Annotated in this window: 18 protein-coding genes; 2 read left to right on the top strand and 16 right to left on the bottom strand. The window is 35.6% G+C overall.

Going from position 1 to position 20,279, the window contains the following annotated elements; genetic code table 11:
• Positions 1–204 precede the first annotated feature (204 nt).
• From ACHCNF_RS14195 to ACHCNF_RS14175, 5 genes are all read right to left on the bottom strand, one after another.
• Positions 205–1,413, bottom strand: coding sequence for a FecR domain-containing protein (locus tag ACHCNF_RS14195; protein WP_408070401.1), 1,209 nt, complete (start codon positions 1,411–1,413; stop codon positions 205–207).
• A gap of 89 nt (positions 1,414–1,502) precedes the next feature.
• Positions 1,503–5,231: an SNF2-related protein gene (locus tag ACHCNF_RS14190; RefSeq protein WP_408070400.1), complete on the bottom strand. Its 3,729-nt coding sequence runs from the start codon at positions 5,229–5,231 to the stop codon at positions 1,503–1,505.
• Positions 5,232–5,267: 36 nt separating this feature from the next.
• Positions 5,268–6,128 (bottom strand): AmmeMemoRadiSam system radical SAM enzyme, encoded by an 861-nt coding sequence (gene amrS, locus ACHCNF_RS14185; protein ID WP_408070399.1) that lies wholly within the window; start codon positions 6,126–6,128, stop codon positions 5,268–5,270.
• A gap of 241 nt (positions 6,129–6,369) precedes the next feature.
• Positions 6,370–6,606: a hypothetical protein gene (locus tag ACHCNF_RS14180; protein ID WP_408070398.1), complete on the bottom strand. Its 237-nt coding sequence runs from the start codon at positions 6,604–6,606 to the stop codon at positions 6,370–6,372.
• A 57-nt stretch (positions 6,607–6,663) separates the two neighbouring features.
• The gene (locus ACHCNF_RS14175) at positions 6,664–7,419 is read right to left on the bottom strand and encodes a nucleoside/nucleotide kinase family protein (protein WP_408070397.1); all 756 of its coding nucleotides are present in this window, start codon (positions 7,417–7,419) and stop codon (positions 6,664–6,666) included.
• A 169-nt stretch (positions 7,420–7,588) separates the two neighbouring features.
• Between ACHCNF_RS14175 and ACHCNF_RS14170 the strand changes: the two genes are divergently transcribed.
• Together ACHCNF_RS14170 and ACHCNF_RS14165 are read left to right on the top strand one after the other, a co-directional pair.
• On the top strand, positions 7,589–8,398 hold the full coding sequence (locus ACHCNF_RS14170; RefSeq protein WP_408070396.1) for a HipA domain-containing protein: 810 nt from the start codon (positions 7,589–7,591) through the stop codon (positions 8,396–8,398).
• Complete coding sequence (locus ACHCNF_RS14165; protein WP_408070395.1) at positions 8,385–9,182, top strand: hypothetical protein; 798 nt, start codon at positions 8,385–8,387, stop codon at positions 9,180–9,182. Before ACHCNF_RS14170 ends, ACHCNF_RS14165 begins: the two co-directional genes overlap by 14 nt.
• A 157-nt stretch (positions 9,183–9,339) precedes the next feature.
• Here ACHCNF_RS14165 and ACHCNF_RS14160 read toward each other — a convergent pair whose 3' ends face one another.
• From ACHCNF_RS14160 to ACHCNF_RS14110, 11 genes are all read right to left on the bottom strand, one after another.
• On the bottom strand, positions 9,340–9,501 hold the full coding sequence (locus ACHCNF_RS14160; RefSeq protein WP_408072247.1) for a DUF559 domain-containing protein: 162 nt from the start codon (positions 9,499–9,501) through the stop codon (positions 9,340–9,342).
• Positions 9,502–10,046: 545 nt separating this feature from the next.
• Complete coding sequence (locus ACHCNF_RS14155) at positions 10,047–11,495, bottom strand: flippase (RefSeq protein ID WP_408070394.1); 1,449 nt, start codon at positions 11,493–11,495, stop codon at positions 10,047–10,049.
• Between the two features lie 47 nt (positions 11,496–11,542).
• Entirely contained in the window at positions 11,543–12,616 is a 1,074-nt protein-coding gene (locus ACHCNF_RS14150) for an NAD-dependent epimerase/dehydratase family protein (protein ID WP_408070393.1), read from the bottom strand.
• Positions 12,606–13,325 (bottom strand): IspD/TarI family cytidylyltransferase, encoded by a 720-nt coding sequence (locus tag ACHCNF_RS14145; RefSeq protein WP_408070392.1) that lies wholly within the window; start codon positions 13,323–13,325, stop codon positions 12,606–12,608. Before ACHCNF_RS14145 ends, ACHCNF_RS14150 begins: the two co-directional genes overlap by 11 nt.
• Before the next feature lie 31 nt (positions 13,326–13,356).
• A complete protein-coding gene (locus ACHCNF_RS14140; RefSeq protein WP_408070391.1) occupies positions 13,357–14,664 on the bottom strand; it encodes an O-antigen polymerase in 1,308 nt (435 codons plus the stop codon).
• Positions 14,661–15,644 (bottom strand): glycosyltransferase family 2 protein, encoded by a 984-nt coding sequence (locus ACHCNF_RS14135; RefSeq protein ID WP_408070390.1) that lies wholly within the window; start codon positions 15,642–15,644, stop codon positions 14,661–14,663. Before ACHCNF_RS14135 ends, ACHCNF_RS14140 begins: the two co-directional genes overlap by 4 nt.
• An 11-nt stretch (positions 15,645–15,655) precedes the next feature.
• Entirely contained in the window at positions 15,656–16,804 is a 1,149-nt protein-coding gene (locus ACHCNF_RS14130; RefSeq protein WP_408070389.1) for a CDP-glycerol glycerophosphotransferase family protein, read from the bottom strand.
• A 95-nt stretch (positions 16,805–16,899) separates the two neighbouring features.
• Positions 16,900–17,775, bottom strand: coding sequence for a glycosyltransferase family 2 protein (locus tag ACHCNF_RS14125; protein WP_408070388.1), 876 nt, complete (start codon positions 17,773–17,775; stop codon positions 16,900–16,902).
• A 4-nt stretch (positions 17,776–17,779) separates the two neighbouring features.
• On the bottom strand, positions 17,780–18,523 hold the full coding sequence (locus ACHCNF_RS14120) for a glycosyltransferase family 2 protein (RefSeq protein WP_408070387.1): 744 nt from the start codon (positions 18,521–18,523) through the stop codon (positions 17,780–17,782).
• A 288-nt stretch (positions 18,524–18,811) separates the two neighbouring features.
• Positions 18,812–19,165, bottom strand: coding sequence for a hypothetical protein (locus ACHCNF_RS14115; protein ID WP_408070386.1), 354 nt, complete (start codon positions 19,163–19,165; stop codon positions 18,812–18,814).
• 132 nt (positions 19,166–19,297) lie between these two features.
• Complete coding sequence (locus ACHCNF_RS14110; RefSeq protein WP_408070385.1) at positions 19,298–20,245, bottom strand: RpnC/YadD family protein; 948 nt, start codon at positions 20,243–20,245, stop codon at positions 19,298–19,300.
• Positions 20,246–20,279: the final 34 nt, after the last annotated feature.

Below are 20,279 nucleotides of genomic sequence, written 5' to 3'. Positions count from 1 at the left end.
ACATTTCACAAAATAAACACAACTTTATCACTTTTCCTTACGATTTTAGTTTTAACATATGGTTATAAGATGAAAGAAACGTAATTCTCTTATCTCCCTCATAAGAAACTTTTCGTGACAGAAACTGCCGGGTATCGTGACAATACCCGGCAGTATCCTTTTACGCAGGTTGTCATTTTGTAATCCGGTATATAAAAGCCACACTTAAAATTCGTCAAAATAATCCCTTACCACTGTTTCTGCATTGGGGCTCGGAATAACAATTTCTGTAGTGCCATTACCAAACATTCTTATTTTCGCTGATATATCCTCTAGTCTTCTTCCCTGCTTTTTACTGTGATTATTATTCTGGCTATTACTCTGATTGCCTTCAGTAGAGCTGTTTGCATTTTCCGCTCCGGACGCCCCCGGTTCTCTTGCACTGTCCTCACTTACAGCCTCAGGAACTATCGCAACCTCGCCCTCTGTGGTGTAGAGAATTTTTCCTTCTTCATGGTCTTTAAGAAAGCTCATCTGCATTGCTTTTTTTGAATCGTCCTTAGCCTTGGCAGCACTTGTTCCAGATTTGTTCTGATCCTTTTTTAATCTCTCATCCACCTCAGCCTGTGTAAGACTTCTAAAATCCAGCCCACTCTGCTGATATATCTTGTATGTAAGGCTCTTATCCCTATACAACTCCTGTAAAACGAAGCCTCTGATAGAATTCTTTGTTATATCCTCTGTAACAATCTTGCAGTCATTTTCGCTCTGACCGTTCAGATAAAAATCCGCTGCCTGCCCGGCAAGCATTATAACTGTCTTACTCTCGCCTGATCTGAGGCTTGATATCTTGCAATGCATACTTCCCTCAAGCAGGCATACCCTCGTATGTCTGGCATCTATAACCTCAACCTGTGCGCAGGTTCCACGTATAGACATGGTCATATTAGAAGTCCTTATATTGAAGGTCTCCGTCTCACCAAGTGGAGCTGTTACATTGAAAAAAAGATTGCCGGCGTTGAGCAATACCTCATATTTATCGCTGTTTTTTCTAAGCTCTGCCTTTGTCAGAGCATCAAGCTTTATACCCTTTGAGCTGTCAAGACTTACATAGGCATAGCTTTTTGCTGCTGTTGCGACCGTACTTCCGTTTGAAAGGCGCATCTTGGAAGTGACCTTCTGCTTCTTACCATTCCCCAATGTAACACTTACTGTGCCGTTTCCGCCTGTCATTCTCATGGCATTTTCGGTTTCGGTCTTTGCCTCAGCAGTTATACTGTCAATATTGTCTCCTGTAAAGCTGAATATCATAAAAAACACGACAATACACGCAAGCATTCTCCTAGCCGCACGCATCGCCCTATATATCTCATAATCGTATACTCCCCTCATTGCGCCACCTTTCTCAAACGCTCTGACAAACGCAAAAACCATAATACCCTACAGTTTAAGCAATTCTATCATCATTAATTATTATACGATATACTGATAATCTTATGTATAAAATATGTCTAACCTTTTTATTAACTCAGAAGCTCCAGCAGCTGATCCTTGGTCATATTGGATAATGATTCGCCTTCTCCGCTAAGAATCGCATCTGCCAGATCCTTCTTGGCATTTTGCATGTCTATGATTTTTTCCTCAATTGTATCCTTTACAATCAGCTTAAATACGGAGACATTTTTCGTCTGCCCGATTCTGTGTGCTCTGTCTGTGGCCTGATTCTGCGCCGCAAGATTCCACCATGGATCATAGTGAATTACCACATCAGCTCCTGTCAGATTAAGGCCTGTGCCACCGGCTTTTAATGAGATAAGAAATAGCGGAACCTCATTTTCATTAAAACTGTGTACCAGCTTCATCCTATCTTCCTTTGCGGTTTGACCTGTAATCTTGTAATATTCTATTCCAAGCTCATGCAAGTCTTTTTCCAATAGCTCGAGCATGGATGTGAACTGTGAAAACAGAAGTATCTTATGTCCGCCGTCTATCGCACTCTGTATAAGGTCAAGGCAGGACTGTCTCTTAGCTGATTCGCCTTTATATCCTGCGGTTATGAGCTCAGGGTCGCAGCATATCTGCCTGATCCTGGTAAGCTCAGCAAGGACTTTAAGCTTTCCTTTGCCTGACTCGTACTCAGCACTCTCAAGCACTTTCTTCATATGCGTAACCTGAGCATCGTAGAGCTTTCTTTGCTTGCTGTCGAACTTAGAAAGCCTTATCTCTTCTATCTTATCGGGCAGATCTTTGAGCACACTCTCCTTAAGTCTCCTTAAGATAAAAGGGCTGACCATATTTCTTAACTGCGCGGTAGCTTCCTCGTCCTTAAACTTGGTGATAGGTGATTCGAAATCATCCCTGAACCGCTCGTATGTGTAGAGAAATCCCGGCATCAGGTAATCAAAAATGCTCCACAGTTCGCTCAGTCTGTTTTCAATCGGAGTTCCCGTAAGTGCAAATCTGTGTCTGCTCTTTATAACTTTTACCGATTTGGACGCAGCTGCCTGGGCATTTTTTATATACTGGGCTTCATCTATGATCTCATAGTCAAATTCAAGGTTCTCATAAAGACCGATGTCACGCTTTAAAAGGTCGTAGGAGGTTATGAGTACCTCCGGCCTATTCTTGGATGAGAGGAGCTTTTTCCTGTCAGCCTGCGTTCCTGTAACAGTCTTAACTTCTATGGAAGGCGCAAACTTTTTAAACTCCTCCTCCCAGTTATAGACAAGGGAAGCAGGGCAGACAATAAGAGACGAGAGCCTACCATTTGCTGAGTTGTTTTCAAGCTCTTCCGATGTCTGTTCTTTTTGTACAACCTGGTTCTGATTTATATTCTGGTCTTGCAGCATAATCTGCTGCTTGCGATAAAGGAGCATGGTTATTACCTGAAGCGTTTTTCCAAGTCCCATCTCGTCTGCAAGTATCCCGCCAAAGCCAAGCTCAGAAATCATATAAAGCCATTTAAAGCCGTATTTCTGGTAGCCTCTTAAAACCCTCTCAAGGCTCTCAGGGACATCAATATCAGCGTCTTTTATTGTATTAAAGTTTCTGACAAGGTTTTTAAAATTCTTATCCCTGTCAGCTGCAATCTCATCATGCTCCTCTAAGAGCTTGTTCACATAAATCGCGCGATATAGAGGAAGGTGCAGCTTACCCCTGGTAAATTCCTTGGCGGATATTCCCATAGCCTGCATGGTTACAAGTAGTTCCTCTAAGGTATCATCCTGCTCAAGTCGTATGAATTCTCCGTTTCTTAGTTTAAAGAACTTCTTCTTTTTGCGATAGCTCTCAAGCAGATCTAAGAGCTCATCCTCTGACATGTCATCTGTTGTGACATCGAGATTCATTATTCCGCTCTCAACTGAGATTCCAAGCCTTATTGCAGGAGCCTTGCGGATTTTCAGTCTCTCAAAATCCTTGCTGGCTTTGATGTCTCCATATGCCATAAGCTCACGAAGACCGTCATTTAGAAGATCGAAGGTGTTGTCTCCGTTTTTCTCACAGCTAAAGGTCTCTCCATTATCACTTTCATCAGGAAGATATTGCATCATCGTTTTTATGGCTGACTGCTCATAGTTTATATCCCTTGAATCAGGCAGCGGATAATCCTCATCCCGGAGCTTGTGAATGAAAAGCTCCTCATCTCCGTACTTTGCCATGATTCTTCCTGTGATAAGATCCTCATCCGCATCCAGATAAAATGTGAGCTCACATTCAGGTGGCATGAACTGTCCAATATTTTCCCCATCTGTATCATGCACATTTATGTCATGACTATCAATCATCTGAGGCAGCATCCTGTAGTAAAACTCTGAGAGCTTTCTTTTGCCTATAGCAAACTCTGCTCTGCCATCTCTGGAATTATCAATAAGGAGCTCCATGATGGGGGATAGCTCTTCAACTCTTGTAAAAATCCCTTTTGCTTCGTCTATCGCATAGATGTGGTCTTTTCCGTGACATATAAAGGGGAGCTCTGCCGTAACGAAAATCCCGTTAAATTGATCATCGTCATCAAACATAGTATTCATATAGACGTCTGAGGCAATCTTGCTATTGCCAATTTTAATCCTGCTTAGTTTTTTCTCACCGGCAACAAAACCGTTTAGTTCCAGAGTCTCTCCATAGGCAGCATCATAGAACCTGTCCAGCTGTTCCGGAGACAGGTCTATTTCATCCTTTATAAGATTTTCATTATGATATAAATATTCCTTCTCAAACCTGTTTCTGATATATTCAGCTTCTTTTATGGCCATTTCTATAATTGAATAATATTTTTCAGATTCCTCATCGAAGTCATTATCCATGAACGAAAGTATGTAATTTTTTCCAAACTTCATACTTCCGTGCTTTTTTCTGGCCTCTACCAGCTCATTTATTCTCTTTAGAATATATAGTTTTTCAATGCCTATCTTGAATGAAACGCAAACACTTGAAAAAGCATCATCTTTAGAAATATGAAGTCTTGGGACAAGCCTTATCAGGCGGTTTTTAACAACATTGTCCTCAATTTTCCTGATACTGTTCATCTTCTTGTAGCCGTTTAAAATCCTGCTGCCTATAAGGTCAGTATCATCGCCGGGATTGTATTTTTCTATGTATTTATCCGCCAGCAAAAGAAGTGCCACCCTATGCTCGCAGAGGCTGTCATACCTTGGCGAATAGTAGCCGTAATAACTGAGGTTCTTGTGAGGATGTGTGCAGTATGAATTGACAATGCGGTCTCTTGTAAAGGTGATTTCAATAAAACTGTCATTAGAATATTTGCCGGTGAAGGTTCCCTTTACCTCAAGCGCAAGCTCTCCCGAGTACTCGTCATATCCCGAAATATAACATGAATTAACTTCTGTGATTCTGACATTTTCATTTGCTACAAGTTCCCGGGCACGCTCCATATCTTCACTTTCTATAGAGCTCTTCATTATGATATTTTTTATATTAAAATATGTACGCCCTTTATCAGATAGAAACTCCTGCTCTGATGCCAGAGATACGCCTTTATTTTCATGCTCCCATTCGTACATGACTGCTGCCATGTGTTTACAGGTGTATCCATCCTGTGAATAGGGGCAATTGCAGTGAAATCTTAAGAATCCGGTTTTTAATCCGTTAACCCTGACGTTGTATATATTTGTTCCAAGAACTCTTGCAATGCAGCCATCCTCTGTCTGAACAAAGCCCTTGACCTTGCCTTTTTGATAATAGTCCCTGCCGCGGGATAATATTTTTGTTGTGAAATAATCAGTCCATTTCATTGTTATAGTGGTTCCAATCGTTGTAATTTATTTTGTCTAGCAATTTCCGGTATAAACAAACTTAAGATTTTCTCTGGCCACATCTGTCAGATGATATACATGCTCTACATCCGTAGCGTCTCTGTCCGTTAGTTTGAATCTTGGAAAAAATTTGGAAATATGAAGCGGAATATCCTGTCCTATTTTTATTCCGTCTGCGTCTTTTAATGATGAAACCCATTGTGACAGCTGTCTGATCTCATCTTCTGAGTCATTTTCACCGGGGATAATAAGCGTCGTGATTTCTACATGACAGTGCTTAACCGCTTCCTCTATGAAATCCATCACCATTTGCCTGTCGCCCTTGATGAAATCCTTATAGAATGAATCCGAAAAGCTCTTTAAATCAATATTCATGGCATCAATGTACGGAATAATTTCATTTAATACATCAATGCTCGCCATGCCATTTGATACGAGTACATTTACCATTCCATTTTCATGGACAAGTCTCGCAACATCCCTTACATACTCATAACAGACAAGAGGCTCATTATAGGTAAAAGCCACGCCTACGTTGCCACGGTTTTTATATTCAAGAGCAAGCTCAGCCAAGGCCTCAGGTGCAAGATACTCTGCTCTATCCTGAAAAACATATGCCTCTTTTGACCATGATATCTCATAGTTCTGACAAAATGGACATCGCAGATTACAGCCGTAGCTCCCCACAGAAATAATCTTACTTCCTGGCATAAATCTTGCAAGCGGCTTTTTCTCAATAGGATCAAGGGCTATGCTTGTGATTTTCCCATAATTAACAGGAACGACTTCGCCACCTGCTGCCGTCCTTACTTTACAAAAACCGAGCCCGCCTTCTTCAATTTCGCACCTTCTGTAGCAGACGTTACATTTAGCCATTTTTCCCCCTTACTGATGATACGAATTGCTTCGTTTCTCTGAAGCTCTCGCAGTTCTAAAACATTCAGAATCCGCTAATTTACTATGTAAATTGCTACTTCCTCATGTTTTACGGGTCAACAAGTCATAAATAATCCCGATGTATTCCATTATAAATACATCGGGATATAAATAACAACTTGCTAAATATATAGTGTAATCTTCTCTTGTTCGTCACAGAGGTGAGTATTATAGCCCCTGTTCATTCATCGATATGTTGTGACAAAGATAGAATATAACCGCTTGGTGAAACCATGATATTTATCTTGGAAGATCCGGTATCAATTGTATCATGTGCAGCTTCATGCCTTGCCTTATGAAAACCACGTGCCTCCAGGAATTCAACAGCTTCCTCCAGATTATCCACGTTTACACGAATCATAGTCCATTCGCCTGATCCTTGTGAAATATCCACTGTAAAGCCACTGGAATCTTTCATTCGTACATCAGTAACATTTGTTTTACCATGAAACTACGCTACATGAGAATAATTATATCACTTTTTATTTTTTGGAAGGCGTAAAGTATACTCTCCATTCTCAGCAACTTGTAACATCAAATCAGCATTCATGCTCTTATTTAGGCACAGCCTGACATTAGCCATATCGCTATAGTCAACGAAATGCTCAGCCTTGTCCCTTGTATTGCCACTCTTCATCTTTCTGTCTATAAGCCTGTTTCTGAGAAGCTCCTCATCTGCGCCTATGAAAATCGTATAGTCAGATAACTCTTTTAATTCGCTCCAGCCATCTTCATTCAGAAGAAGGTAATTGCCCTCTAACAAAACTATATCTCTGCTTATAGTGATCGCATCCTCCACCGGATTATGAAGATGCCTGTCATAGGAAGGCCATCCGATTGTTTCTGTATTAATGAGCTTTTTGATTCTCTCATTAAGGAGTTCTAAGTCAAACGTAACCGGCGCTCCCTTGATATCTACCATCAGTATCTCTTTTCCATCCCTCAGGGTTGTGTGTGAAGTCAGATACTCCTGTCTTCTGTGGAAGCCATCCATCCCAATCGCCTGAATATCTGTAATCTCCTCGTCCTCCTCCGACAGCTTCTGAAGGAAAGAAGCCAGCGTACTTTTCCCTGCTCCGGGAGGCGCCGCAAGAAACACAAGTATCCTGCGGTTTTTCTCCTTCTGAAGAGCGGTGAGCCTTTTCAATAGAGGATAAAAAATATCGTTTATTGATTTTTCAGAATAATTGGCATCTACATCGATGCCATTAATGTTTACGGAATAATTCATGGTTGTGCCTTTCCAGTGTTATTCTTTTATTAATTTACTCTTATACACCAAGATTGTCTATGATATAACTCTTAATTTTATTTGACGCTCGTCAAATATTTAATTATAATATTAATATAATATATTTGACGCTCGTCAAAATTTCTTTTACCAAATGAGGTGTGAAATAATGGCTAAGCTTATCTTAGAAAAACAGGATCTAACATATTTGCAGTGGTCGCACATACGCAGTTCAAGCGGAACAGCCGGAACTTTTTTAAAAGCGACTTCGTCTCTTCATGGTAAGAAGAAATACTATAAGCTTTCTAACTTTGATTCCGCAAAGGGCATTGTTGGACATGAATGTATTAACGAAATAATTGTCGACAGGCTTCTTGATGTCTTCGGGATAGATCACCTCGAATATGAACTCATCAATGCTTATATTGAAATAGAAGGGAATGTATATAGCACTTATCTCTGTGCTTCTGAAGATTTCAAAGAGCGCGGTGAAAGCAAAATTGCCCTTGATGACTACTACCGTGCCAATGCCGAAAAAGGCGAATCGCATTATGACTTTTGTAAAAGAAAAGGATGGCAGGAATACATAGATACTATGATTGTTCTGGATTACCTTATCCTAAACAGAGACAGACACGGAGCCAATATAGAAGTTCTCAGAAATGCCAGAAAACATACTCTCAGAATCGCGCCCCTATTTGATCATGGCGTATCCCTTCTATACTCCTGCGCCAATGATGACGCAGCCATGAACTTTGATATACTTGCTGATAAGCCCTGTAACAATTTCATTGGAAGCTTTTCCTGCTATGACAATCTGAGTCTTCTGCCAAAAAACAACCGCCCACTCAAGAGAATCTTGAAGCCACATCACAAGGACATCATTTTCGAGAATCTTAATGGTATTATTTCAGAAACATTCATAAACAGAATTTGGGATATGATTTACGAAAGGTACTTGATATATGAAAATTTATGAGATACTTGACGAAGAAACAAAAGCAATAGTTGGAACCCTGCTGTACTATGAAAAAGAAAGATCATTTATCATAGAACTTACAGACTCCCTTGATGAATGGGACGCGCCTCTTCTTTTTACCAATCTGGTAGATAGGGGCATCTATACTGTGCCAAGGGACTTGAGTTTTTTATGGGTAAAAGAACGAATAATTCCCAGCGGTCGTCAGAACATCGGTGATATTCTAAATAACCACAAATTGAAAGAATATGATGAAATGAAATTTCTAGAGCTCGCAAGCGGCCGCTGCAGTCAGGATTCTTTATGCATAAAAAAAGCTGAGAAGTTACCGGAATATGTAACAAAGAGGCAAAAGTATAATCTCAAGGACTGCACCGTTCTTACCGATTATCATTTGCTTTGTTTTTTTAACGACAATACCACAAGAAAAATATCTCTCAAATCACTTGAAAATATAGAGGGCGTTGATAAAGTAGTTGCAAATGCTACACTTTTTGCTTCCGCAGAGCTTGGAACCGATGGATATTTCGTCTCTTTTGACAATTCTATCGATATTCCTGCCTGGGCTCTATATAAAGAAGGTCAAAAAGTTCCACTAACATATGAAGACTTTCTTGCTTTTGCCAAAAACAACCTCGAAGATACATCTTCCAGCTGCGAAATCCTTGAATGCTCCCGTCAGAACCTCGCATACATGGTCAAAGAAAACCAGCTTTCTCCCTTTAAAGAAAATGTGAAAGGGAATCTGTATCTGAGAAAAGATGTGATGAGAAACAGGTGGTAAGGATTTGATGTGTTCCTCTTCTTCGGTTATGTCTGATTTATCAAACAAGATCGCTGTAACTCTGCCAAAAGTTTTTCTGTTTATTATACAATTAACATTTAAGCTGGTCTAAAACCAATTTAATTTGAGAAGATATTATAAAAAACGTCCCCACGTATTACTTTCTGAGCAACTTTAAGAATAAATCCCGCTTCTTATCAAGTACACTCTGACCAAGTTCACTATGTTGAGCTCCATCAATCTCTATTACCAGCTTTATAGTAGGCATAAAAAAATCAACCTGCTGGTTCGAATATTCCTTACTTGCATCAACAACAATATCATGTATTTTTACTTCAGGAATAATAAATTGCTGAATATATGGAATATCTGAGAATTCTTCTTTTAAAGTTTTATATTAGAATATGTAAGCTGGATTATCTCCGTTAGGATTATATCCTTTTATTGTATTACCCCAATCCGATTTTGCCTCGCTTACAAAACGAATAGTACTATGAGGACATTCAATCATATGTTTTTTAGATATTTTGACGGTGTTGTAGGACATCCTCTCCGTAGAATATTCATAAGAACACATAGTATTTGATAATACTGGTTATTAACATCAAGCTCATTTTCTACATTTGATATACAGAAATTCGAATCGGCATTTATATAGTTTGCAGAATGATATATATCCATCAGCAAAGACCTCCGATTTTTTATAGATATTGTGTATTCTTCTTCCATGTCATCATATGTTATCATGAAAGCTTTTTATCCACTTTTCTTCATGATTCAGCCCCAATCCAACTCAAATCGAGTACTAGTAAGAACTATTACTAGTTGGACATACAATTATTCTTTTTATACTACACTAGAGTGCTATTCTCTTTTTTTATTTGAGGAGAAACTTGAAACAAACTGAATAAAAAATTCATCTTTTAGCAGTAGAAGTAAACAAAAATACACCCCCGCACATAATATCACACACGTAACCAATGCAATAAAAGGATTCCTTACCATATTCATTAGCCATAAGCACAAAAAATGAATAGCAATGCTAGCAACAAAATACTTCCACCCCATAGTCAATAACTCTTTTATTCTTATGATATCTCTCGCATAGAATAGCATCATTGAAGTTATAACCAATTCCCCAATTACGCTCGCTATACCTGCTCCATAACACCCGTATAATTCAATTAAAAAAGTATTCAGTATTAAATTTATGGTAGCTCCTGTAAAAATTGTAAATGTAAACTTTTTGTCTTGTTTTGTTGGAATAAGCCATTGTACACCAAGCACATTACTAATTCCTATTATCAGTATTAAAGGTGAAAGAATTTTGGTAAGCAATACTGCTTTACTGTAACCATTCCCTAAATATAAAGGAACAAACAAATCAGCTACACTTCCCATCCCCACCGCCAATGGTACACCTATAAACATAGCATATCTAAATGAATACAATATACTATTCGTTAATTTTTCTTCTTCTTCATTCGCAAAATAATATGAATTTCTGGGTATCATAACTGCTCCAAGCGCTGTAATAACCGTAAGTGCCATTCTAATAATTCTCTCAGAATACTCGTAATTACCATTCTCAATCTCACTTTTAGTAATAATCCCAATCAATGTCTTGTCAAAAACAGTATAAATTGTGGTAGCTATAGTAGGAATAAATAACGTGATAGCAGACGGAAAGTACTTTAGTGGAGATAAATCCTTGAGCTTCACAGAAAAAAAAGCTGATGGTATGCGAGCCCATAGTGAAACACTGCTAAAAAAAATAGTCAAGCTTTGGATTAATGCATACTTTAGCAAATCATATTCATTTTTCACAAACAGAAAAATGCATCCAAATCCTATGCTCTTTACTATAATATTTCTAATAACAATAACTTTGAAATGTTCATTTCCTTGAAATAAATATGTTATATCAAACAATACAGCAACTATATTTATTGATAAAACACATAACAATTTAGCATTTCCAATACTATGTCCATAAAAAAAACACAATAAGCCATAACACACTAAAGCAAACCCTGTAGAAATTAGCTTAGCAAAAAAAATATTCCAAAAAGCCTGTTTTTGCTGTTCGCTATTGTCCTGATTATAAGCCACTATTCTCTGTGCTAATTTAGGAAATCCCAATGAAGCAAGCAGAACAAAATATGTCACAACCGAATTAGCAAAACTATATGCTCCTGAAGCATTTTCCTCCAGCGTTCTAGCTATATATGGTGTAATCATAAAAGGAACAAGCAACATAAATATTTCATATATTAGATTATAAAAATAATTATTCCTTATTCTCTTTTCCATAAAATCATAAATATATATTTTTAATCATATATTGTGTGTTAATCATATTATCCATTATTTTTCATATAATCTATCATACGCTTATATGACTCTTTTAAATCAACGTTAGGTTTCCATCCTAATTTTCTCAGTTTTTCAGATGATAGTTTAAGATGTATTTCTGAAGGATACCCATATCGATTTTGCTCAGGAATATCGTATTCAACTTCTAATTTACCATCACCAAAGCTTTCAACTACCATCTTTGCCATAGCTGATATTGTTGAATGATTATCCTCATTAACCACATTATAGGCTTCACCGACTACACCTTTAAGCAGGATATCTATTAATGCTACTATTGCATCCATGATATAGACATAATTTCCTTCTGATTTCCCATCAGTATGTAATACAATATTGTTCTTCTGAATTACACTTTTTGCAAATTGAGCAAACACCCTTGTCTCTGATTGCAAAATTCCAACTCCAAATGTTTGTGCCAATCTGGCTATTTTTACTGGCACATTATATTCTTTCATATATGCAATACACATATTTTCACACATTCTTTTAGACTCTGGATAATTATTCCTAATTACAAGAGGATTTAGATAACCGGCCATATCCTCAGTAACATTTTCACTATCTTTTAAATCTCCATACATTTCCATCGAAGAAACATAAAGAAATGTTCTAACGTTCTTTTCTACGGCAAAATCTAAAACATTCATTGTCCCAATTATAGCAATCTTAATAGTATCTACAGGTTTCTCAATCATATTTTTAGATTTAGTTTCTGATGCCGTATGAATGATATAATCAATGTTCCCATCATAACTAATATTATTTTGAATCAAATCACATTCAATAAACTCTAAATTATTTGATCCATAGTAATCATAGAAGATATCTTTTGCCTTTTTTTTAGATCGAATCAACGCAATTATATGAATATTCAAATTACTCTTAGTATTATAAGACATAAAAGTCTTTATAAGCATTGATCCAATGTAACCTGTAGCACCAGTTATAAGTATAGTGGAATTGCTCAGTGCTTCTAATTTAATCTGCAGCTGGCTTAACTCATCAAACTCTTTTTGCAAGTACTCATCCATATTGTTCACTTTCTTATAGCCCATAAATCTGAGAATTATCTCTTGCATCCATTAACGCTCTACAAATGTAATAATCTGTTGGAGTTGTCACTTTAATGTTTTCTGATGGTCCCTGTATAATATGAATGGTTTTACCAAAATATAACATCATAGAAACTGAATCTATAAAATCGTGTTTATCTAATTCTATTGCTTTTCTATGTGTTTCTAATATTTCATCCAAGAAAAAACACTGCGGAGCGCGCGCTAAAAGACATTTTTCCCTGTCAAACGACGAAACTATATTTGATTCCCCATTACTCATTACAATAGTTTCTATAGCAGGTGCTACAGTTATTGCTGAGCCAAATTTGTAAACAGCCTCTATACATTCAGTGATAAGTTTTTCATCAATCAATGGACGTACTCCATCATGAATTAAAACAACACTTTTTTCGTCTCTAACTTCAATTGCTTTTAGTCCATTGAACTGAGAATCAAGTGCTGTTTCTCCACCATTAACAATCCATTTTACTTTTTTTATTCCATACTTTAATAGCATTTGTTCTAATTTTTTCTTCCACTCTGGTATTGACACTATACAAATAGCATCTATTCTAGAATGATTTTCAAATTGTTCTATTGTATGTATAATTATTGGCTTTCCATATATTTCTAAAAACTGCTTTGGCTTCCCACGACTATTCATTCGTTTTCCAGCACCACCAGCAAAAATCAAAGCTATATTTTGCATTGTATAATCCCCCTACTATCACACTTTTTTATTATCCTACTGTAATTCGGATCCTTTTTAAAAATTTGATAGAAACTGCCCAAATAAAAAATGTAATAATAAACGATATAGTAACAAATCTATCATAAAAACGATCACTAAAAAAACAAAAAGCTATTCTAATAAACACATCGGAGTACACAATTACTGACAATTTTATCCCATCCGGGTCAAATATAGCTCGTTTTGAAACTTCAAAAATAAATTGAGATATTAATCCCATTAGACCACATAGAACTATAACTCCTACATAATGGAAATCATGATAGAATGGATAAAAAGTAGTAGCAACATTCCCTAGCGCTTTTTTATTCACAAATCTATATGCCAAATCTGCTCTATGTATTAAAAACCTAAGTCCAAAATTCCTGCCTAATGAATTTTCAATTTGATTGAAAGTACTATATCCCCAGATTCTAGGTGGAATCCATTCTTTCTGAGCATAATAATCAAGGTTCAAAATGGGGGCACTTAAATTAATAGATATATGTTTCAACATTCCTGCCTGGACATTTCTTCCAGTCAACTGTGCCATCCCTTTAAATGAAAAGGCTAAAAGTATTAAAACTAATAGAAAACCAATAATATACTTAAATGGTAAGCTACTTATTCTTCCAACTGACGCGCACCATAAAAAATAGAACATTGGTACTATTGATAAAATAAAGTAAATCAATTTCCCCCTTGATCCTGTCACAAAATAGTTTAGGCAGACTAAAATAATATTGATTATAGCCCCAACATTCCATCTTCTTTTTGTAAGGTAGTTATCGATTAAAACGTAAACCCATAGCGTACCTATTGCATACACAATGATATTTAAATAGTTAACATATCCTGGCAGGGTACTTTCATCAATCTTTGTTACACTCAGTATTCTGTATGCATGAATAATGCTTGCGATACTACCTCCTGAATTCCTACTTCCAACTATTCTTCGCACCGAACGATAGAAAGCATATAAAGCTATAGTGTTGAAACATATGGATATTATCACTTTATCAAAACCAACATTTACCCCTCTTGTATGAATTATCTTTTTCTTGTAAGAAATTGGTATCAACATGCCTTTAATAATTGCAGCACAAATAATAAATGATGTAATTCCAAAAATAATAATTAAACATGTATTAACATGCAAACCAACACTCCAATATTCAATATTTCTAATTAAATCCAGCAATGCTACAACAAACACTGCGCTAAAAACACACGCTGGTGAAATAATATTCTTTTCAAATAGAACAAATGAAAGCACAAATTCAACTATTATTATTGCTAACAAAATATAAATAATCATATTTTAACTCTTTTTCTCAAGCCATCAACAATAAACCAGAAAAAAAACGCCATATACTTTGTTTTACGAAGAAATTTTACCCTTTTCATTTCCTCGCCAGCTCTATAATACACCATAGGATAATTTTCTTTTATTCTATGCTCCATATCAGTCAGCAAACAAAAATTCTTAATATTTTTTGGCATTTCCAAAAGCATACAAATTGTTGAAGCATAATAAGTCCCAACCCTTTGAGCCAGAAAATCATTTGCTACAAAATTCTTGCAAACCATTCTGCATATAACATCATCAACATATAATATATCTTTATAATGTTTACATATACTTCTCTTTGATGTACTCTGACTCGTATCACCTATTCTATATCTATACAACACATTATTGGAAAAATATATGTTCTCGACTTTTTTTAATGTTTGTACTAAGTAAATCCTATCTGTATATAGTTTTTTTTCAGGTAAATTCATCCAATCTCTATTAACAAGATCTGTTCGAAAAGTAAAACCCCATGCAGCAATGTCTCCGCACCCAATCAAATTATCTATGTGGCCAAAAGTAATATCGTCAGGAAAATCAAATATATTTTCTTTTGTAAATGCTCCAAATTTTGCTGCTTGAGATACAATAGCATCAATATCTATTCCAGATAATAGAAAATCTATTAGTTTTCTCAAGGCATCCGGGCATAGACAATCATCTCCATCTAACAATCTAAAGTATTTGCCTCTTGCTATTTTTACACTAAGATTTATAGTAGATCCATATCCACCATTCTCCTTTTTTACATATATTATGCTATTTGGCCATTGATCAACATATTTCTGAACTAATTCACTAGTTGAATCATTGCTTCCATCATCTACAATTATAATCTCTAAATAATCCATATATTCATCTACAATTGTAGAACTCAGTGCTTCTTCAATATATTTTTCAACATTATATGCTGCTACAGAAATTGTAAGTATTTTATTTTGCATCTTATCTCTACTCAATATTTATTGTGTAAAATACGGTATACAGTTTCTGATGCTTTACCATTTTCAAAAGAACCAAGCAAATCCAAATGGTCTTTCATAGCATCAGCCATTTCTTTATCTGATAAATTCTTTATGCAATTGATTAGTTCCTCATTACTATTGGCAATCGGTATTCTCCACTCTTTTATATTTTTGTACAAACCTCTATTAGCTAAATAATTATCCTCATCTGGTATGAATAAAATACATGGCCGTAAAAGTAATGCATAATCCCAAATACAAGAAGAATAGTCTGTAATTAGCATATCGGCTGCGCATAATAATTCTTGCATATCAGGATACTTAGATGCATCAATATAACCTTTACAAGAAAGATAAGATAACGGATGTGGTCTTATTATTATTTCGCATTCCTTACCATATTTCTCTACAACTTCAGAAATAATAATCTCAAAATCAGGATGCTCTATTTCTGTAGTTCCATCATAACGCCATGTAGGAGCATACAAAACAATAAATACATCACTTTTTAATCCATACGCTTGTATCACTTTGTCTCGATTTGAACTTACCTTTTTTTTATCAAAAAAAACATCATTTCTTGGAAGACCGCTCGTGACCACTTTGCCAAAATAGCCAAACTCATTAGGAATAATCTCTTCAGAAAAAAAACGACTACTTGATAAAAAATGAGTTGTTTCCTCAGAATTCATTATCAAACTCTTTTTAAAAAGAGCATCATTTTTTAATTCTCCTAATGCAACCCTTTTATAGCACCCTCCCCCATGCCATGTATTAATATGTATTTGACCCTTTCTTAATGGAATCCATGAAAATGATCCCACATTATTTATACTTGCATATGCAGTAGCTTCATAATAAAAACGCTTTAAAGAATTATATTTTACTGCTGTGATCCCCCATTTTTTTAGCCACTTGTAATCGTAAGGATGGTTAAAAGCCCATATTATTTCCCAACCTTCATTTTTATCATTTAAATATTCTGATAAATATTTAGGACTACAAGAGTATTGTTCACCGCGATAACTATTAAAAATAATTCTATTATTCTTAAGTTTAAATACATGCAATATATGAATAACACTACGCATTGCGTATATTTCTAAAATTCTAACTAATGAACTAACTCGTATCTTCAACTTTTCCCCTTGTCTATTCCTACTTATTATCCAACATAATAGTAAACATTAGTAACACTGACAAATCTTTCCGTATCAATATTATTTTATTTGTATTACTGATTCTCAATACTATCCTCAAATACTTTTGCATCAACAATAAACCGATACCAATACGCTTGTAGAAAATGATATATTTTCCCTTGAGTCCCATCTAAAAAACCTAACATGAAATAATATCTTATTAGGTAATACATTTTAGCTCTCATTAACAAAGGTAATCTATAATAACATCCTTCTTTTAACAGCCTAATCATTTTTGCCTGAAAACTCATATTTACCACTTCATTAGTCTTTGCTTTCCTTCGCGTTTTATATTCTAAATAATCTGCCTTTTCTCTAATGCTATATCCATTATGCTTATTTATCCACCACGTCAAATCCTTTTTATTTTCATCCACCAAGTCATTTTTAAACCTAATAATTGCATTGCCCTTAACAACAATATGTTCATCCATTTTTCGCTTTTCACATTCTCCATAACCATATCGAAATATCCTTAAAAAAAACCTAGGGTACATACCACCAAATCTTATCCATCTCCCCATAAATATGATACGTCTTTTGATTTCAACTCCATAAACATTTGACTTTATTTTTTTTAATCGCGTATTTATTTCACTAATCAGTTCTGGAGTAAGATACTCATCTGCATCAATCCGAAAAACCCACTTAGTACTAATCAATGTATTATTCAACCCCCAGTTAAACTGAGTAGAATAATCCGTCCACTCATGCTCATAGAAATCAATAGTTATATTTTTTTCCCTAAACTCCTCAGCCAATCGTTTACAAATTTTCTCAGTATTATCATCACTAAAACTATCGACTATCACAAGCCTCTTTGCCACATTGCTGCATGATCTTATACATTTTTCAATATTTAATTCCTCATTTTTAGTAAGAATAAGCACCGTAAGATCATTCATCATACTATCACCTTGCAAAATACTTTATTATTTCAACACTTAAACAATATATCCAATAAAGTCTACTATACCCATTTCTAGCATATGTATTACGTTTCATAGAAACTCTATAAAGCATGTTTTTTATACTTCTCTCAGTGCTCATCCCTCCCAGCGTATAATGAGCAAGAATCTTATTTGATACACACATCCTTATTCCGCCCTTATTCGCGCGCAAAATCATATCAAAATCATCGTCCAAATTCTTCTCTAGATATGGGTAATCAATAAGTACCTCCTTAAGTGCAAACATTGTTGGATGGCAAAAATGCGCGGTTGTCCATATCTTATCTATTTTTGCACGTTTAATATATATCCTATTTTTTCCATGGATCATTATACTTGCCCAAGCTATTCCATACCTTTTCCTTTTATAAAGATCCACCATCTCTTCAACAGCAGTTGGCTCATACCAATCATCAGCATTTATATTTCCTATAAGTAAACCCTGAGCTATATGTATGCCCTTATTAAGCGCCTCATACATCCCACTGTCTGGCTCGGATATGATCTTAATTTTTTTCCCATTCATAAACCTATCCTGATAAGCTTCTATTACTTCAAGAGTATTGTCATTGCTTGCTCCGTCAACAACAATATATTCAATATTTTCATAAGTTTGATTTAAAACAGACTCAATCGCTTTAGCAATTGTCTTTTCCCCATTAAATACAGGTGTAATAATTGAAACCAATATATCTTCTGTTTGCATTCTGTTTACCTTAGACAACAGCCGAATTATAAACAACGGCAGCCACGTCATGAAGCATCACAACGCGCTGCCGCTCAATTAATCGTTATTTATGCTCCCCAATATAAACTCTTTTCATAAAGTTTATGCACTTATCCTTTCAAGTGCTTCTCATAAGAAAAATCCCCATAGAGCCCCTCTGCTCTATAGGGATATTATACGCTAAATACTGGGTGTTGTCATTGAAATAATCTATATTTGGACGTTTCTGTCATATATTTTAATTCATCATTCTCACCAAAAGAAAAATCAGCAAATCTTCTTCTGTATTTTCTCAACCTCTGATTCAAGATGATTTACTCTAAGCACAAGTGTTTCGTATTCAGATCTGTAAGTAACCACTTCTGCAAGATGTCTTTGCAGATCCTGATGCCCTTCAGCAACTCTCTGAGTATTGGGAACAATTTCATTTTCAATCTGGAGTTTTATACTTGTAACATCACTTTTGACATCACTCATATCTTTCTCCAAAATAGATATCTTACTGTCCATTACATCGAGTCTGCCATCCATTACATCGAGTCTGCCATCCATTGCATCGAGTCTGCCATCTATTGTATCTAATTTATTTAGTATAATTTCGAATTTTTCATCAGTATTCATTCTGTATCCTCCAAGCTATTATTTTACTAACTAGTACAAAAATAATATCACGTAAAATAATGTTAATCCATATGACATACTAGCCAAAAAACAAGCACACATGGTAAAAACTCTACTCATTGTCATATAAGCTTATGCTTTTTCCTTTAAAGCTACATATATCGAATCGACATCATAACCCGGTGCATATTCCTTAGCGACATCACAGATAGACTGAATGGTAGTTATATCTTCCTCCAATTCCTCAGCTATTATTTCTACAGTTTTTCTCTTTATTAGCTTTTTGCAAACCAGCTTAATCAGATGTTTATCGATTCCTTCTTTAATTCCTTCACTAAACCCTTCAACATATCCATCATTCCGCACATTTCTAAGATGTAACTCTTCGTTATATTCTGTTAGTATGCTCATATATGCCTCCGATCTTTGCTTTAAAAGGAAATCTTTAAGTATTCCATCCTCAATGCAGCTTTTAATTGCTTCATCTACAGCCTTATCCGCATCCATGGATTCTGCATTAGTCCTAACTCTCGCTATAAGTTCTGAATAATCTGACAATACTTTGCAGCCATCTAGCAATTGTTTGTTATGCCCCTGATTCACATTATACACATCTGCTGTCATTTCTATACAGCTCCCAGGTTTTTCAAATGCTGCCGACAGTTTGAGTTGTTGATAATCCGGTAACACATCATTACCGTTATAAAAAACAACATACTTTGGCGTTGGTAACTTAAGCACGTCTTTTTGATATAGATCAAGCCCTTTAAGTTCTATATAGCTACCATACAGTTTAGACAGATACAAGAAACCTCTTAGTGGCATATTCTTATTTATAGTACTTTGATGCTCCCACAGATTTATTTCTGCTTGAAAAAGAAATGACACGTCATTCTTCATTTTCATGTACACTGTGTCTTCCATCGTGTTAAATTCTAATGCATCTAAATCTGTATAGTCAGTCCCAGCTACTGCATTATATAATTCCAGTGCGTAAACCTTATTTTCTTCACTACCAAATAGTTTTCTAAATAATCTGTCTTTATGTTTATTATTTGTTGTAACAATTTCTTCTGACAAGTATGTCCTTACCTCCTAATTTTAGCCCATGCAG

Source organism: Butyrivibrio sp. NATIVEDY162, from assembly GCF_045999815.1.
Classification (GTDB): domain Bacteria; phylum Bacillota; class Clostridia; order Lachnospirales; family Lachnospiraceae; genus Butyrivibrio.
Note: the sequence above shows the minus strand (reverse complement) of the source record. Positions and strands in the feature narration are given on the sequence as shown.